Source organism: Pseudomonas sp. (assembly GCF_030698175.1).
GTDB lineage: Bacteria > Pseudomonadota > Gammaproteobacteria > Pseudomonadales > Pseudomonadaceae > Aquipseudomonas.
The window spans coordinates 59,639-75,176 of the sequence record NZ_JAUYNT010000039.1; the positions used below are offsets into that span (position 1 = coordinate 59,639).

13 protein-coding genes are annotated in these 15,538 nt (G+C 61.0%); 4 read left to right on the plus strand and 9 right to left on the minus strand.

Annotated elements, in window-relative coordinates; genetic code table 11:
- Positions 1-246 precede the first annotated feature (246 nt).
- Positions 247-1,749, plus strand: coding sequence for an exopolyphosphatase (gene ppx / locus Q8R10_RS19220; RefSeq protein WP_305655564.1), 1,503 nt, complete (start codon positions 247-249; stop codon positions 1,747-1,749).
- A 398-nt stretch (positions 1,750-2,147) separates the two neighbouring features.
- Here ppx and ppk1 read toward each other — a convergent pair whose 3' ends face one another.
- Together ppk1 and hemB are read right to left on the minus strand one after the other, a co-directional pair.
- Positions 2,148-4,346 carry a polyphosphate kinase 1 gene (gene ppk1, locus Q8R10_RS19225; protein ID WP_305655566.1) on the minus strand — a complete coding sequence of 733 codons (2,199 nt, stop codon included), beginning with the start codon at positions 4,344-4,346 and terminating at the stop codon, positions 2,148-2,150.
- Positions 4,347-4,364: 18 nt separating this feature from the next.
- On the minus strand, positions 4,365-5,378 hold the full coding sequence (gene hemB, locus Q8R10_RS19230; RefSeq protein WP_305655567.1) for a porphobilinogen synthase: 1,014 nt from the start codon (positions 5,376-5,378) through the stop codon (positions 4,365-4,367).
- A 216-nt stretch (positions 5,379-5,594) separates the two neighbouring features.
- On the opposite strand from hemB, the gene Q8R10_RS19235 reads away from it, so the two are divergent.
- A complete protein-coding gene (locus tag Q8R10_RS19235; RefSeq protein WP_305655603.1) occupies positions 5,595-6,155 on the plus strand; it encodes a DedA family protein in 561 nt (186 codons plus the stop codon).
- On the opposite strand, the gene Q8R10_RS19240 is transcribed toward Q8R10_RS19235, so the two are convergent.
- A complete protein-coding gene (locus tag Q8R10_RS19240) occupies positions 6,120-7,382 on the minus strand; it encodes a sterol desaturase family protein (protein ID WP_305655569.1) in 1,263 nt (420 codons plus the stop codon). The genes Q8R10_RS19235 and Q8R10_RS19240 overlap by 36 nt on opposite strands.
- Before the next feature lie 267 nt (positions 7,383-7,649).
- On the opposite strand from Q8R10_RS19240, the gene Q8R10_RS19245 reads away from it, so the two are divergent.
- Positions 7,650-8,120, plus strand: a complete 471-nt coding sequence (locus Q8R10_RS19245) for a thioesterase family protein (protein WP_305655570.1) — start codon at positions 7,650-7,652, stop codon at positions 8,118-8,120.
- Positions 8,121-8,185: 65 nt separating this feature from the next.
- On the opposite strand, the gene Q8R10_RS19250 is transcribed toward Q8R10_RS19245, so the two are convergent.
- The 5 genes from Q8R10_RS19250 to Q8R10_RS19270 form a co-directional block, all read right to left on the minus strand.
- Entirely contained in the window at positions 8,186-8,638 is a 453-nt protein-coding gene (locus Q8R10_RS19250) for a YaiI/YqxD family protein (protein WP_305655572.1), read from the minus strand.
- Between the two features lie 26 nt (positions 8,639-8,664).
- A complete protein-coding gene (locus Q8R10_RS19255; protein ID WP_305655573.1) occupies positions 8,665-10,539 on the minus strand; it encodes a cytochrome c/FTR1 family iron permease in 1,875 nt (624 codons plus the stop codon).
- Between the two features lie 106 nt (positions 10,540-10,645).
- Entirely contained in the window at positions 10,646-11,278 is a 633-nt protein-coding gene (locus Q8R10_RS19260) for a LysE family transporter (protein ID WP_305655575.1), read from the minus strand.
- An 87-nt stretch (positions 11,279-11,365) separates the two neighbouring features.
- Positions 11,366-12,118: a TerC family protein gene (locus Q8R10_RS19265; RefSeq protein WP_305655577.1), complete on the minus strand. Its 753-nt coding sequence runs from the start codon at positions 12,116-12,118 to the stop codon at positions 11,366-11,368.
- Between the two features lie 78 nt (positions 12,119-12,196).
- Positions 12,197-14,110, minus strand: a complete 1,914-nt coding sequence (locus Q8R10_RS19270; protein ID WP_305655578.1) for an ATP-binding cassette domain-containing protein — start codon at positions 14,108-14,110, stop codon at positions 12,197-12,199.
- Between the two features lie 50 nt (positions 14,111-14,160).
- On the opposite strand from Q8R10_RS19270, the gene Q8R10_RS19275 reads away from it, so the two are divergent.
- Positions 14,161-14,619, plus strand: coding sequence for a TIGR02444 family protein (locus Q8R10_RS19275; RefSeq protein WP_305655579.1), 459 nt, complete (start codon positions 14,161-14,163; stop codon positions 14,617-14,619).
- Here the strand turns inward: Q8R10_RS19275 and Q8R10_RS19280 are convergent.
- Positions 14,616-15,440, minus strand: a complete 825-nt coding sequence (locus tag Q8R10_RS19280) for an AlgP family protein (protein ID WP_305655580.1) — start codon at positions 15,438-15,440, stop codon at positions 14,616-14,618. The two genes, Q8R10_RS19275 and Q8R10_RS19280, sit on opposite strands and share 4 nt — an antisense overlap.
- Positions 15,441-15,538 lie beyond the last annotated feature (98 nt).

Here is a 15,538-nt window from a genome sequence, read left to right on the forward strand (position 1 = left end):
CAGGACTTGACAAGGGAATGACCATTGCCAGCGTCCTGCGCCTAGCCTGGCGGGCTTTGACGCGGCAACGCGGCGCGCTCGCTTGCGGCAACAGAACCCACGCTTCGCTATCGCGATAACGGGTAGAATCGATCAATCGACCACGCAGTGGCGGCGCGACATGGCGCCGCGCTTAGCCTAATCCGCGTTGGCCTCGCCCGCCGATCATGGCAGGATGTCGCCGTTCTGCACCGAGACCCGCCCATCATGTTGCCAACCGCTGCCAAGCATTTCCCGATGATCGCCGCCATTGACCTTGGCTCGAATAGCTTTCACATGGTCCTGGCCAAGGCCGATCATGGTGAAATTCGTATCCTCGAACGGCTTGGCGAAAAAGTTCAGCTGGCCGCCGGACTCGACGATCAGCGCCTGCTCAGTGAAGAAGCGATCCAGCGCGGGCTCGACTGCCTGCGCCGCTTTGCTCAGCTGATTACCGGTTTGCCGGAAGGCGCGGTGCGGATTGTCGGTACCAACGCCCTGCGGGAAGCGCGCAACTGTGCCGAGTTTATCCGCCGCGCGGAAGAAATCCTCGGCCATCCGGTGGAGGTAATTTCCGGCCGTGAAGAGGCCCGCCTGATTTACCTCGGCGTCTCCCACAGCAGCGCCGACACCCCGGGCAAACGCCTGGTGGTGGACATCGGCGGTGGCAGCACCGAATTTATCATTGGCCAGCGCTTCGAGCCCTTGCTGCGGGAAAGCCTGCAAATGGGCTGCGTAAGTTTTACCCAGCGCTATTTTCGCGACGGCAAAATCACCGCCGCCCGCTATGCCCAGGCCTATACCGCAGCGCGCCTAGAGCTGATGGGTATCGAATACGCCCTGCACCGTCTGGGCTGGCAAGAAGCCCTCGGCGCCTCGGGCACCATTCGCTCGATTGGCCTGGTGATCAAGGCCGCCGGGCATGGCAATGGTGAGGTCAACGCCGAAGGCTTGGCCTGGCTCAAGCGCAAAGTGCTCAAGCTCGGCGACGTCGACAAGCTCGAACTGGATGGTATCAAACCGGATCGGCGCGGCGTGTTCCCGGCCGGCTTGGCGATTATGGAAGCCATCTTCGATGCCATGAAGCTCGCCAGCATGAACCACTCCGAAGGCGCCCTGCGTGAAGGCGTGCTCTACGACCTGCTGGGCCGGCATGTGCATGAAGATGTGCGCGAGCGCACCCTGGGCGCGTTGATGGAGCGCTACCACGTCGACCTCGAGCAGGCCGCACGGGTTGAAGCCAAGGCCCTCGGCGCCCTGGAAAAAGTCGCGCCGATCTGGCAGCTAACCGACGACTGGCAGCGCGAGCTGCTCAGCTGGGCCGCGCGAGTGCATGAGCTGGGCCTGGATATTGCGCACTACCAGTACCACAAGCACGGCGCCTACCTGATCGAGCACTCCGATCTGGCTGGCTTTTCGCGGCTCGACCAGCAAATGCTGGCGCTGCTGGTGCGCGGCCACCGACGCAATATCCCCCGCGACAAACTCAGCGACTTTGGCGATCACAGCCAAACACTGCTGCGCCTCTGCGTGCTGCTGCGTTTTGCGATTTTGTTCCACCATATCCGCGGTGGCCAGGAGATGCCCCAGGTCGAGTTGATTGCCGGGCCGCAGAGCCTGGATGTGCAATTCCCCGACGGCTGGCTGCAGGCCAACCCGTTGACCCAAGCCGACTTCGCCCAAGAAGCCGAGTGGCTGAGCCGCACCGGCTTCAACCTGCGGGTACGCTAGCCGCAGGCCGGCATGGCGCAATCTGCGAGCCGATAAAAAGGCGCTGCCCCAATTATGCGTTGCAAAGCGCAAGTCCTGTAGCCTCTGTTTTTTGATCCAGATGGATATGGGAAAAAGAATGGCTGCCCTGCAGGATTGTCAGCGTACTCACGCTTGCTTCGCGGATAAATCCGCTCCTACACAAACCCGGCTCCGGCAACAGCTCCATCGGCTGACCAGCCCTGTAGGAGCGGATTTATCCGCGATTGGCCGGTGCAGACAGCACAAGCATCGAGACTGATTCCCTCTCTCGAAAGGTTACGTTCTTTACAACACGTAACTGGTACAGGGCTAATAAAAAACGCCCCGTCAGCTGAGCTGTACGGGGCGTTTTTTATTAGCCGCTAAAACCGCGCCTGCTAGCGCACGGGCGGCGGACTGGTGAGTTTTTCCAACAGCATGGTCTGGGCATTACGCGCGTGCTGATTGCCGCTCGGGCTGCTGCGTACATAACGGCCATCGGACTGCAGCAGCCAGCTCTGGGTGTTATCGCTTAGGTAGGCCTCAAGTTCCTTTTTCACCCGCAACAGCAAGCGTTTGCCCTCAATCGGGAAGCAGGTCTCGACGCGCTTGTCGAGGTTGCGTTCCATCAGGTCGGCACTGGACAGGTACAACTGCTCATCGCCACCGTTGTAGAAGTAGTAGATGCGGCTGTGCTCCAGGAAGCGACCGATAATCGAACGCACATGGATGTTATGCGACACCCCCGGCACACCCGGCCGCAGGCAGCACATGCCGCGCACCACCATGTCGATCTTCACGCCGCACTGACTGGCCTTGTACAGGGCGCGGATGATCTTCGGGTCGGTCACCGAGTTGACCTTGAACATGATGTGCGCAGGCTTGCCTTCGCTGGCCTGCAGGGTTTCGCGGGCAATCATGTCGAGAATGCCCTTCTTCAGGGTGAAGGGTGCGTGCAGCAACTTCTTCATGCGCAGGGTTTTACCCATGCCGATCAGCTGGCTGAACAGCTTGGAAACGTCTTCGCAAAGCGCTTCATCGGAGGTCAGCAGGCTGTAGTCGGTGTACAGCTTGGCGTTGCCGGCGTGGTAGTTGCCGGTGCCCATATGCGCGTAACGAACGATCTCGCCATTTTCGCGGCGTAAAATCAGCATCATCTTGGCGTGGGTTTTAAACCCCACCACGCCGTAAATCACCACCGCGCCGGCCGCCTGTAAACGGCTGGCCAGCAGCAGGTTGGACTCTTCATCGAAGCGCGCGCGCAGCTCGATAACCGCCGTCACTTCCTTGCCGTTACGCGCGGCGTCCACCAGCGCATCGACGATCTCGGAGTTGGCCCCGGAGCGATACAAGGTCTGGCGCACCGCCAATACTTGCGGGTCTTTGGCGGCCTGGCGCAGCAAGTCGACCACCGGGGTGAAGGACTCAAAAGGGTGCAGCAGCAAGATGTCCTGCTTGCTGACCACGCTGAAGATGTTCTCGCTGTTTTGCAGCAGCTTGGGGATCACCGGGGTAAACGGCTTGCACTGCAATTCCGGGTGGCTGGCCAGCCCGGTGATGCTAAACAGCCGCGTCAGATTGACCGGACCATTGACCCGGTACAGCTCGCTCTCGCTCAGGCTGAACTGCTTGAGCAGGTAATCGGCCAAGTGTTGCGGGCAGGTGTCGGCCACTTCCAAACGCACGGCGTCGCCATAACGGCGCGAGAACAACTCGCCGCGCAGGGCCCGCGCCAAGTCTTCGACGTCTTCGGTATCCACCGCCAAATCGGCGTTGCGGGTCAGGCGGAACTGGTAGCAGCCCTTGACCTTCATGCCCTGAAACAAGTCATCGGCATGGGCGTGGATCATCGACGACAAGAACACGTAGTTGGCGCCAGGGCCGCCGATATCTTCCGGCACCTTGATGACCCGCGGCAATAACCGCGGCGCCGGGATGATGGCCAAGCCCGAGTCGCGACCAAAGGCATCGACGCCTTCCAGTTCGACGATAAAGTTCAGGCTCTTGTTCACCAACAAGGGGAATGGATGGGTTGGATCCAGGCCAATCGGGGTGATGATCGGCGCGATCTCATCGCGGAAATAACGCCGCACCCAGGCTTTGAGCTTCGGTGTCCAGTGCCGGCGGCGGATAAAACGCACATGGTGTTTTTCCAGCGCCGGCAACAACGCGTCGTTGAGGATCGCGTATTGACGTTCGACCTGCTCGTGCACCAGCTCGGCAATCCGCGCCAACACTTGATGCGGCTGCAGGCCATCGGCACCGGCGGTCTCGCGGGCGAAGGTGATTTGCTTCTTCAGCCCGGCGACGCGAATCTCGAAGAACTCATCGAGGTTGCTGGAGAAGATCAGCAGAAACTTCAGTCGCTCCAGCAGCGGATAGGACTCATCCAGCGCCTGCTCAAGCACGCGAATATTAAACTTCAGCTGCGACAGCTCGCGGTGAATATACAAGCTGCTGTCATCCAGCCCCGGCACCACATACACCGCCGGCGTAGGCGCGGCGACCGGCTCAACTGCCACCAGTGTCTCCAGCACTTCAGCCACCACGGGCGGCTCTGCGGGCACGGGGTTGTCGCTGAGTCCTTCGGTATTCATTTGCTCGTCCTAGGGGGCTTACTGGCCCTGTTTTAACAATTGCGCCGCACGTTTAGCGAAATAGGTGAGGATGCCATCGGCGCCGGCACGCTTGAAAGCGGTCAAGGATTCGAGAATCACCGCCTCGCCGAGCCAGCCGTTCTGGATCGCGGCCATGTGCATGGCGTATTCGCCGCTGACTTGATAGACAAAGGTCGGCACGCGAAATTCAGTTTTAACCCGCCAGAGAATATCCAGATAGGCCATGCCCGGTTTAACCATGACCATATCGGCGCCTTCGGCTAAGTCGGCGGCCACCTCATGCAGGGCTTCGTCGCCATTGGCCGGATCCATCTGGTAGCTGGCCTTGTTGGCCTTACCCAAATTCGCGGCAGAGCCGACTGCATCGCGGAACGGCCCGTAATAGGCGCTGGCGTACTTGGCCGAGTAGGCCATGATCCGCACATTGGTGTGATCGGCCAGCTCCAACGCCTCGCGGATCGCCTGCACACGGCCATCCATCATGTCCGAGGGCGCCACTACCTGGGCGCCGGCGGCGGCATGGGACAACGCCTGGCGCACCAACGCATCCACGGTGATGTCGTTCTGCACATAGCCGTCGGCATCCAGAATGCCGTCCTGGCCGTGGGTGGTGAACGGGTCCAGGGCCACATCGGTAATCACCCCAAGCTCCGGGAAGCGCGCGCGCAGGGCACGGGTGGCGCGCTGGGCGATGCCTTCAGGGTTCCAGGCTTCGCTGGCATCCAGTGACTTGTTCTCGGCGGCGGTAACCGGAAACAGCGCTAACGCTGGAATCCCCAGCGCCACCCACTCTTCGGCTTCTTGCAGCAGCAAATCGATCGACAGGCGCTCGACACCTGGCATCGAGGCCACGGCTTCGCGGCGGTTTTCGCCGTCGAGGACGAACACCGGCAGAATCAAATCATCCACCGTCAGTTGGTTCTCGCGCACCAAGCGACGAGAAAACTCATCGCGGCGATTACGCCGCAGACGAGTACCGGGAAACAGTCGATTGGCAGGGGTAAAGCTCACAGCAAACTCCTAAGCCCGCGCAGGCGAGCGAGTGTGACAGTTATAAGCGGACATTATGACTAAAGCATGACGACTGCTGCAAAGCTGCGGCGACGCGTCGCATTTAGCCCAGGCTAAGCACTAAAGACATTGTCCGCAGCGGCGTCCACGGCTACCAGCGCTTTCCCACAACGACTGGAAGGGTTAGGCTGCCGACTCTTTTCCGTACGCGTCGCCATTATGCTCGAACAATTTTTACAGGATTTCGGCTATTTCGCCCTGTTTCTCGGAACTTTCTTCGAGGGCGAAACTATTTTGGTGCTGGCCGGATTTCTTGCCGCGCGCGAGTACATGAACATCTATACGGTGATTATCACGGCGTTTTTCGGCAGCTATGCCGGCGATCAGCTCTGGTATTACCTGGGCCGGCATAAAGGCCGCCAACTGCTGGCACGCAAACCTAACTGGCAAGCCATGGGCGACCGCGCGTTGCGGCTGATTAGCCGTCACCCAGATTTATGGGTGCTGAGTTTTCGCTTCTTCTACGGTTTGCGCACCGTGATGCCGGTGGCCATCGGCTTGTCCGGCTACCCGCCGCTACGCTACCTGATCTTGAATGGCATAGGCGCGATCGTCTGGGCGGTGGCCTTGGGCAGCGCCGCCTTCCATTTCGGCGCAGCCATGGAAAGCCTGCTCGGCGACATCAAGCGCTATGAGTTCTGGGTGCTCGGCGGACTGATTTTAGTCGGCTTCATCCTCTGGCTACGACGCCGCCTCAAGAAAGCCCAAGCCGTCTAAGCGGCGTTTAAACAGCCCCCGCAGGCGCCACAACCACAGCGCACTGCCCAGGCTGTAAACGCCGACCAGCGCCCAGCTGGCAGCAGCCAAGGGCAAGAGTTCGGCCTGCTGCAGCCAGTACAGCAACGGCACATTCAGCAGCAAGCGCAACGCCTCCAGCCACAACGCCGCCGGGCGACTCTCCAGCCACTGGCCAAAGCCATACAAACTAAACGCCACCCAGCACCAAGCGGCTAACAGCAGCGCGGGCGTGAGGCTGGCACTGATCGCCAGCAAATAGCTGCCGGCCAGCAGGCACAACGCAAATTGCAGCCCGACATAGCATTTTTGCCCAGTGGCCAACGGCACTTCGTATTTCACAAACTGGCTGAGTTCGGGCTTGCTCAAGGGGTACTTGGCGGCCACATCCGCCGGCCGCCAACCAGTGGGCATAAACCAGATGCGCAGCTTGTCCGAGATCGCCTCAGCGCGCGCCGCGTCGTGCCACAGCTGGGCATAAAACTGCAGATTGGCCCACAGCGGATTCCAGCTGGCCAGCGGCGTGGTCACCCCGAAAACCACCGGCTGCTCGTCCAACTCCTCTTGAAAGGTGCCAAACAACCGATCCCACAGAATAAACACGCCGCCGTAATTGCGGTCCATATACACCGCGTTTTGCGCATGGTGGGCACGGTGGTTGGAGGGGGTCACAAACACCCATTCAAACCAGCCAAGCTTGGGGATATGCCGGGTGTGCACCCAAAACTGATAGAGCAAATTCAACGCCGCCACGCTCAAAAACACCAGCGGCGGCACGCCCAACAGAGCCATCGGCAGGTAGAAGATCCAGCCGAAGATAAACCCGCTGCTGCTCTGGCGCAGGGCCGTCGACAGGTTGTAATCCTCACTCTGGTGATGCACCGAGTGTGCGGCCCAGAGCACATTGCGCTCATGCCCTAAGCGGTGGTTCCAGTAGTAGCAAAAGTCATACAGCACAAAGGCCAGCAGCCAGACCCACAGCGGCTCAGCCGACATTTCAAACAGCGCCAGATGCTCCCAGGCCAAGGCATAGGTCAGCAGCCCGAGGCCCTTGGTCAGCAGCCCGCTGATCTGCGACAGCACACCGGCGCTGAGGCTGTTGATCGCATCCGCCAGCCGATAAGTGCTGAGCCCACGCCAGCGATCAACCAGTAGTTCCAGGCCGATCAGCAGAAAGAAAAACGGAATCGCGTATAACACGTAGTTCATGAGTCACCCATGGCATGGCCGCAACTACCCGGCTAGGTTGGCCAGTTGAGTTGGCCGGCTTAAGCCTAGCCCAGCAGCGCAGCGCAACCGCGACGGCAAGTGACAAAGCAAGCGGCATTTGGCGACAGCCGCCGGCAACCAACAGCGACCGGCGCCAGCAAAGTGCGGGCTATTGCGCCAACGGTCCCGCCAGTTACGCCGCCGCACTGGCTAAATCGCTGTTACTGCGCCAGCCTAGCGCTTCTGACTCTCTCGCCTAGGTTCGCCATGACTACCGCTCCGTTCGAACTCACCGCCGACCTGCACGACGCACTGCAGGGTTTCCTCAAGCGGATTCCGTTCAATCAGGTGCTGGGCATTGAGCTGGGCGAAATGAGCACGCAAAAGGTGCTGATGTACCTGCCGATGAAGCCCGAGTTAATCGGCAACTTCCTGCACGGCATCTTGCACGGCGGGGTGATTTCATCGCTGCTGGATGTGGCGGGCGGCGCCATGGCGCTGATCGGCGCCTTCGAGCGGCATCAGCATTTGTCCGGCGCCGAGCGCCTGAGCAAACTGTCGAAGCTCGGCACCATCGACCTGCGCGTCGACTACCTGCGCCCCGGCCGCGGCCAACGCTTTACCGCCCAGGCGGTGCTGCTGCGCTCGGGCAACAAGGTGGCGGTGGTACGCACCGAGCTGCACTCGGACGATGGCACCTTGGTGGCGGTTGGTACCGGCACTTATCTGTGCGGTTAAGGATGGAAAAGTGGGGAGTGGGGAGTGGAAAATCGCCCGTGACCGTAGCCCGGATGTAATCTGGGCTACGCGCGCATCAAGCGGGTAAGAATACGGTCTAGGGCATTGGCGAAGGCTTGCTTGTCGCGCTCGCCATAGGCGCCCTGACCGCCGCTCATCTGCCCCTGCTCGCGCAGTTCGGTGAACAGATTACGCACCGCCAGGCGCTCGCCCATATTGCCTGAGTCGAACTCCTTGCCACGCGGATCGAGGGCCGCCACGCCTTTTTTGATCAGGCGGTCGGCCAGCGGAATATCGCTGCAAATCACCAGCTCACCGGGCACCGCATGCTCGACCAGATAATCATCGGCGGCATCCGGGCCGCTGGGCACCACGATCAATTTAACGCAGGCAAAGGCCGGCTTGATCTGCGCCTGACCCGCCACCAGCACCACCTCAAACTGGCGCTTGAGGGCGAACTTGACCAGCTGATCCTTGGCCGCCTTAGGGCAGGCGTCGGCATCAATCCAGACCCGCATAGACCTCCCCTCACTCAGGTCCATCATCAGGCTTTCTGCCGCAGCCAACTGCGCCCATAGAGCATGGCCACACAGAGTAGCGCCAGTGACTGGGCGGCCAGCGACCAACCATCCGGATGAATCCCCAGCCAGTCGAACTCAAAAAACGCCACCGGATAGGCGCCGAAGATCCCGACTTCCTGCAGGGCTTTCACCCCGTGCCCGGCATACACCACCGAGAGCACGCAGAGCAGCACCGCATTGACGCTGAAGAAGGTCGCCAAAGGCAACTTGGCACTGCCACGCAAAATCACCCAGGCCAATAGCACCAACAACACCAGGGCCGTGCCGGCACCCGCCAGCACCATCGAATGACCGCTCGGCCCGGCTTGCAGCCAGAGGGTTTCATAAAACAGGATGACTTCGAACAGCTCGCGATAGACCGCAAAGAACGCCAGCGCGGCAAAACCGAAACGCCCACCGCCACTTTGTAGATGGCCGCGAATGCTCGTCTGCCAAGCCGCGGCGTGGCGGCGATCATGCATCCACACGCCGACCCAGAGCAGCACCACGCTGGCAAACAACGCCGTGCCACCTTCCAGCAGTTCCCGCTGGGCGCCGCTGACGCCAATCACATAGGCGGCCAGCGCCCAGGTCGCCAGCCCCGCCAGCAAGGCCAGACCCCAGCCAACATGGACGCTGCGCAATGCGGTTTTCTGCCCGGTATTGCGTAAGAAAGCCAAAATAGCCGCCAGCACCAGAATCGCCTCGAGTCCCTCGCGCAGCAAGATCATCAGGCTGGAGACGTAGCTCAAGGAACCACTCATGCTGTCGCCTTTGAGCAGCGCCGCACACTCGTCGAGTTTGCCCTTGGCGAGGTTCAGTTGCTGCTCCAATTGCGCCTGCGGCAAGCCGTCCCGCAGCCCTTGGCGATAGGCCATCAGGGCGACTTCGGTGGTTTTACGCAGCTCTGGATCGAGGTTATTCAGGCCGCTTTCAACCAGCTCAAAACCTTCCAGATAGGCGCCCACCGACAGGTCGTAAGCTTGCTCATGCTCGCCGCTGGCGTAAGCCGCCAGACTCTTGTCGAGGGTGAGTGCGGTGAACTCGATCAACTGCTGTGGGCCGCGCTGGGTCGGCGCTGGCTTGGCCCGCTGGGCGCGAAACGCGGCGGCCGCAGGCTCACCTTGAGCCGCCTGAATTTGCCCGGGAGTCTGCTCGACCAATTCGCCCAAGGTGAAACTGCTGCTGCCGGTCTGCGTCGGCTCCGCACTGAAACCGGCAATATAGCTGGCCAGATCCCAGCGCTGGCGCTCATCGAGCTGATCGCTATAGGAGGCCATGTCGGTGCCATCAATCCCCAGACTGAGGGTATTGAACAGGTCATAGAGACTCAGGCTGTCGAGCCGCGCGACCACCTGCAGATTCGCCGGCGGCGGCTGCAAGCCAACGCCGGCCGGGCCATCACCGGCGCCGCTAACACCGTGACAGACACTACAATTCTCGGCATACAACGATTGACCACGTTGCGGATCCGGGGTGATCGACGGCAACAGGCTAAGTTGGTAAATCGTGCGCAAGCGCTCGGCCAGCTGCCGGGCCTGCACAGAAACCAGCGCACCGTCGGCGCGCTGCTCAACCGCTTGGCGCAACTGCGCGACCCCGGTTTCCAGCTCGGCGCGCTGCGCGTGCGCCGGCAAGTCCAGCAGCAACCCCTGCAACACCCCGAGAAACTCCAGCTGCTCGCGGTACTCGCCGGCATCGATCACCTCGCCAGCGGCCACAGTCGCCGGGTAATCGGCACTGAGATAACCGAGCAAGTGCAAAGCCCGCGCCGATGGATCAGCGCTGCTGGCGTAAAGATTGAGGCAAAGCAGACTTAACAGCGGCACAAGCAGCCAGGCAGCGAAACGAGGAGGCATGGGTAAAACCAAATGAGAATCGGATTGATTAATTGTCCGCTTCTCACCCCCACGACTCAAGGCAAACACTTGTGACCAGATGTCACAGCAGCCGAATGCCCGCCAGCTAGCTCGTACCATGGTGAATAGTCGCCAACAGACCGGCAGCGACAACAAACATCAGAGCAAAGCTGCGGTTGAGCAGCTGCTGCTGCCGGGGTGAGCGCAAGACGTGCAAGACCTTAGCGGCCAGCCCGGTATAGCCGGCCATGACTATTAGGTCGACGCCGATCATGGTCGCCGCCATGCTCAAGTACTGAGGCAACAACGGCGCCTGCGGCTGCAGAAACTGCGGCAGCACGGCGAGGATAAACACCACCGCCTTGGGGTTACTGGCATTCACCAGAAAGCCGCGCAGTATCAGGGTGAGCGGCCGACCCAATGGTCGCGGCGCCGACTGGTCGGCCAGATTACTGGGCAAGGCCCGCCACTGCGCCAGCGCCAGCCAGAGCAAATAGATCACCCCAAACCACTTGATCAAACTGAAAGCCAGTGCCGAGGTCGCCAGCAGCGCGCCAACGCCGGCGGCGACAATAGCAATCTGCAGCGCCAGGGCCAGCTGCAGACCGATGACATTCCAGTAGCCGCGATAGAAGCCGTACTGCAGCCCGCAGGACATCGAGGCAATAGCCCCCGCGCCCGGTGACAGGCTGATCACCCAACAGGCAACAAAGAAGGCAAGCCAGGTCTCGAAGGCCATAAATGCACTCGCTGAAAAAACCAAGGGCAGGCTTGGCAGCCTACCCTATGGAATGAAACTGACCCAGTCGCCCGGACAGTTACAGCCTCAGTCCGGCATGTCTTTACGCAGGTGCACCGGCTCGTGCTTCTTGGCCATGGCGCCGCGCAGGCGGATGTTCAAGGCTTCGACCGCCAGCGAGAAGGCCATGGCGAAATACACGTAGCCCTTAGGCATGTGCACGCCAAAAGCTTCGGCAATCAGCACGGTACCGACCACGATCAGGAACGACAGCGCCAGCATCTTCAGCGATGGGTGCTTCTCGATAAAGTCGCTGATGGTGCCGGCAGCCAGCATCATCACCAACACCGAGATAACGATGGCAGCAACCATCACCGGCACATGCTGCACCAGGCCGACGGCGGTGATCACCGAGTCGAGGGAGAAGATGATGTCGATGATGGCGATCTGCACGATGATCCCCATAAAGCCATAGACCTTACCGCCACCCTGAGCCGTTGCCTCTTCGCCTTCGAGGCTGGTGTAGATTTCCATGGTGCTTTTAAACAGCAAGAACAGGCCACCAAAGAACAGGATCAAATCACGCCCGGAAATGCCCTGGCCGAACACTTCGAACAGGTCGGCCGTCAGGCGCATCACCCAGGTGATCGACAACAGCAGCAAGATCCGCGTGCCCATCGCCAACGCCAAACCGAAGAAACGGCCTTTAGCTTGCTGCTCTTTCGGCAAGCGGGCGACCAGGATCGAAATGAAGATGATGTTGTCGATACCGAGAACAATCTCCAGGGCGGTCAGGGTCAAAAAAGCCACCCAGATCTGCGGGTCCATCAGCCATTCCATGTGTACGTGCCTCTTTAGTGGGAAGTAGGTTTAGTGGGGAGTAGGGAGTAGGGAGTAGGGAGTGGCATGCCGCAGAGCTTAATCGACTTGGGCCAGTTGCTGCTCCAACTGCTCAAGCAACTCCAGGGCGCCCATCCAGCTGTCTTCCAGCTCGCCTTCGCGAACTTTCAAGCGCGCCTGCTCGGCCAGCAAGTCGCGCAGCTCGTCCTTGCGCGCCGCCTCATAGACGGCGGCGTCACCGAGCTTGCTCTCGGTGGCCGCCAGCTGCTCATGCAGCTGGCCAAGGGCTTTCTCCAGTTTCTCCGCTTCACGCTTGTGCGGCGCCAGCTGCTGGCGCAACACCGCCGCCGCCTGGCGCTGGGCGCGCTTGTCGGTCTTGTCGGCGGCCGGCTCGTTGCTGCTGCCTGCCGGCATTTGCCGAGCTCGGAAGTCCACCAGCCAACGGGCGTAGTCTTCCAGGTCGCCGTCGAACTCTTGAATCTGCCCATCAGCCACCAGGAGAAACTCATCGGTGGTGCTTTTTAGCAGATGACGATCGTGGGAAACCACCAGTACCGCGCCGGCAAAATCTTGCAGGGCCATGGTCAGCGCCAGGCGCATGTCCAGATCCAGGTGGTTGGTCGGCTCATCGAGCAGCAGCAAGTTGGGCTTGCCCCAGGCGATCAGCGCCAGCGCCAGGCGGGCTTTCTCGCCACCGGAGAAGTTCACCACCGGCTCGTCGGCGCGCGGCCCGCGAAAGTCAAAGCCACCGAGAAAATCGCGCAACACCTGCTCACGCTCGGTCGGGGCCAGGCGCTGCACGTGCAGCAACGGGCTGGCGCGGTCATCCAAGGAATCCAGCTGGTGCTGGGCAAAGTAGCCCACCACCAGGTTCTCGCCACGCTGCAGATGGCCGGCGATGGGCGCAAGCTCTGCCGCCAGGGTCTTGATCAGGGTCGATTTGCCGGCGCCATTGGGGCCGAGCAGACCGATCCGCGCGCCGGGCACCAGTTGCAACTTGACCTTCGACAGCACCACCTTGTCGCCATAGCCGAGCTGCGCATCGCTCAGATCCAGCAACGGGCTGGAGATCTTATCGGCTTCGCGAAAGCAAAAATCGAAAGGCGAATCGACATGCGCCGGCGCCAATTCTTCCAAGCGCTCCAGCGCTTTGATCCGGCTCTGGGCCTGGCGGGCCTTGGTGGCCTGGGCCTTGAAGCGGGCAATGAATTTTTCCATATGCGCGCGCTGGGCTTGCTGCTTGTCGAAGGCTTGTTGTTGCTGGGCCAGGCGCTCGGCACGGGCGCGCTCGAAAGCCGAGTAACCGCCGCGATAGAGGCACAGCTTTTGCTGTTCGAGATGGGCGATGTTGTCGACCACCGCATCGAGAAAATCCCGGTCGTGGGAAATCAGCAGCAAGGTGCCGGGATAGCTTTTCAGCCAGCCTTCCAGCCAGATGATCGCGTCCAGATCCAAGTGGTTGGTCGGTTCATCGAGCAGCAGCAAATCCGACGGGCACATCAGCGCCTGGGCGAGGTTCAAGCGCATGCGCCAACCACCGGAAAAGTCGCCGACCGGCTGGGTCATCTGCGGATTGCTAAAGCCCAAGCCGGCCAGCAGCTTACGGGCGCGGGCATCGGCACTGTAGCCGTCGGCCGAGTCCAGTTCGGCATGCAGCCGTGCTTGCGCCGTGCCATCGTGGGCGGCTTCGGCCGCGGCCAAATCGCGCTGCACCTGGCGCAGGCGCAAATCGCCATCCAGCACGTAGTCCACGGCCAGGCGCTCGAGGGTTTCGACTTCTTGGCGCATATGGGCGATACGCCAATCGGCGGGCACCAGGCAGTTGCCGGCATCGGGCGTTAATTCGCCACGCAGCAAGGCAAACAGGCTGGATTTACCGGCGCCATTGGCACCAATCAGGCCGACTTTATGGCCTGGGTGCAGGGTCAGCTCGGCGTCTTCTAGCAGACGCAGCGGGCCACGCTGTAGAGTGAGGTTTTCTAGTCGTATCATAATGGCGGCGGAGTCTATCAGCTTCGCCCCAGCATTGCCCGGGAAGCACCATGCCTTCTGACCTGTGGAATTTTGCCCAACGCCTGTATGGGCGCCCAGGCGTCGAATCGGCCTGCTTGCAGCTGCAAGCAGCCGGGGCCGATGTTTGCCTGCTGCTGTGCGCCTGCTGGCTCGAACAATCGGCCCAGGCCTATTGCCCACAGCGTTGCCAGCAGCTGCAAGCGATTGCTCAGCCTTGGCAGCAACAAGTGATCACGCCGCTCAGACAACTGCGACAAAGCTGGCGCACGGCGGCGCAGCAACAGCCAGAGCTGGCTATTTTGCGCGAACAATTAAAGGATTTAGAGCAACAGGGCGAACGCCAACTGTTGATGCAACTACAAACCTGCGCCCTGAGCTGGCCGGCTTTGGACAGCGCCGCTAGCAGCGACTGGCTTGCACCATTGGCCGCTGGAGCCACGTCACTCGACGCGCTGCAAGTGCTGCGCGCCGAGGCTCAGCAGGCTTAAGAAGCGCTGGTGACTGGCGCAGTCGCGCCATTGCCACTCGTTGGGGCAACAGTCGCAGTGGTGGCAACAGCCGCAGGCTTAACCACAGCTTTAGCCGCGGGCTTAGGAGCCGCTTTAGCGACAGCTTTGGCCGGAGCCTTGACCGCTGGCTTGACCGCTGGCTTGGCCACCGCCTTGACTGCCGGCTTAGCCGCCGCTTTGCTGACCGGGGCTTTAGCGACCGGTTTAGCCACTACAGGTTTGGCGGCAACCGGTTTGGCTACTGCAGCGGCCTTGGCAGCTGGCTTGGCCGGTGCTTTACGGGCCACTGGCTTGGCAGCTACAGGCTTAGCTGCAGCAGCCGTTTTGCTGGCCACTTTAACGGCTGGCTTAGCGGCTGATTTGGCCACTGACTTAACGGCAACAGCCGTGGCTTTTGCCGAGCGTGCGCTCAACACCTTGCTGACGGCCTCTTTTACTTTGCCGATACCCTGGGCCAATTTCAGGCTTTCTTGGGCATCACGCTTGAGCTCGGCGATATAGGCACGAGTCTCGGCTTGGCGCTCTTGCAGGCCATCCAGCAAAGCTTCCAGATCGGCAATCAGCAGCTTGCTTTTAGCTTGCGACTTGGCCTTGCCAGCGACGGCCGCGTCTTGCAGTTTTACCCGAGCGGTGTGCAGTAAATCCTGGCCTTTGCCACGCTGCTTCTCCAGCTTAGCCAACAGCTTTTCCGCATCAACCAAGGCGCCGGCGCAGGCGTTCTCGAGATGCTCAAGCAGGCTATGGGAAAGGTTTTGCAGCAAATGCAAAGGGGTAGTAACGGCGTTCTTCTTGGCCGACATAGCGGGCCTCCTAGCGGGCGGGTGTGCGCCCATACTAGACGCCTGTGCGGTCAAGCGCCAAGCACAGCGTTGAGGCGCCGCCGACTACTGGCATAATC

Coding starts and splice junctions, on each gene's coding strand:
- ppx (WP_305655564.1), top strand. CDS start 247: ATGTTGCCAACCGCTGCCAAGCATTTCCCGATGATCGCCGCCATTGAC.
- Q8R10_RS19240 (WP_305655569.1), bottom strand. CDS start 7,382: ATGAACTACGTGTTATACGCGATTCCGTTTTTCTTTCTGCTGATCGGC.
- Q8R10_RS19260 (WP_305655575.1), bottom strand. CDS start 11,278: ATGGCCTTCGAGACCTGGCTTGCCTTCTTTGTTGCCTGTTGGGTGATC.
- Q8R10_RS19275 (WP_305655579.1), top strand. CDS start 14,161: ATGCCTTCTGACCTGTGGAATTTTGCCCAACGCCTGTATGGGCGCCCA.
- Q8R10_RS19245 (WP_305655570.1), top strand. CDS start 7,650: ATGACTACCGCTCCGTTCGAACTCACCGCCGACCTGCACGACGCACTG.
- ppk1 (WP_305655566.1), bottom strand. CDS start 4,346: ATGAATACCGAAGGACTCAGCGACAACCCCGTGCCCGCAGAGCCGCCC.
- Q8R10_RS19255 (WP_305655573.1), bottom strand. CDS start 10,539: ATGCCTCCTCGTTTCGCTGCCTGGCTGCTTGTGCCGCTGTTAAGTCTG.
- Q8R10_RS19280 (WP_305655580.1), bottom strand. CDS start 15,440: ATGTCGGCCAAGAAGAACGCCGTTACTACCCCTTTGCATTTGCTGCAA.
- Q8R10_RS19250 (WP_305655572.1), bottom strand. CDS start 8,638: ATGCGGGTCTGGATTGATGCCGACGCCTGCCCTAAGGCGGCCAAGGAT.
- Q8R10_RS19265 (WP_305655577.1), bottom strand. CDS start 12,118: ATGGAATGGCTGATGGACCCGCAGATCTGGGTGGCTTTTTTGACCCTG.
- Q8R10_RS19270 (WP_305655578.1), bottom strand. CDS start 14,110: ATGATACGACTAGAAAACCTCACTCTACAGCGTGGCCCGCTGCGTCTG.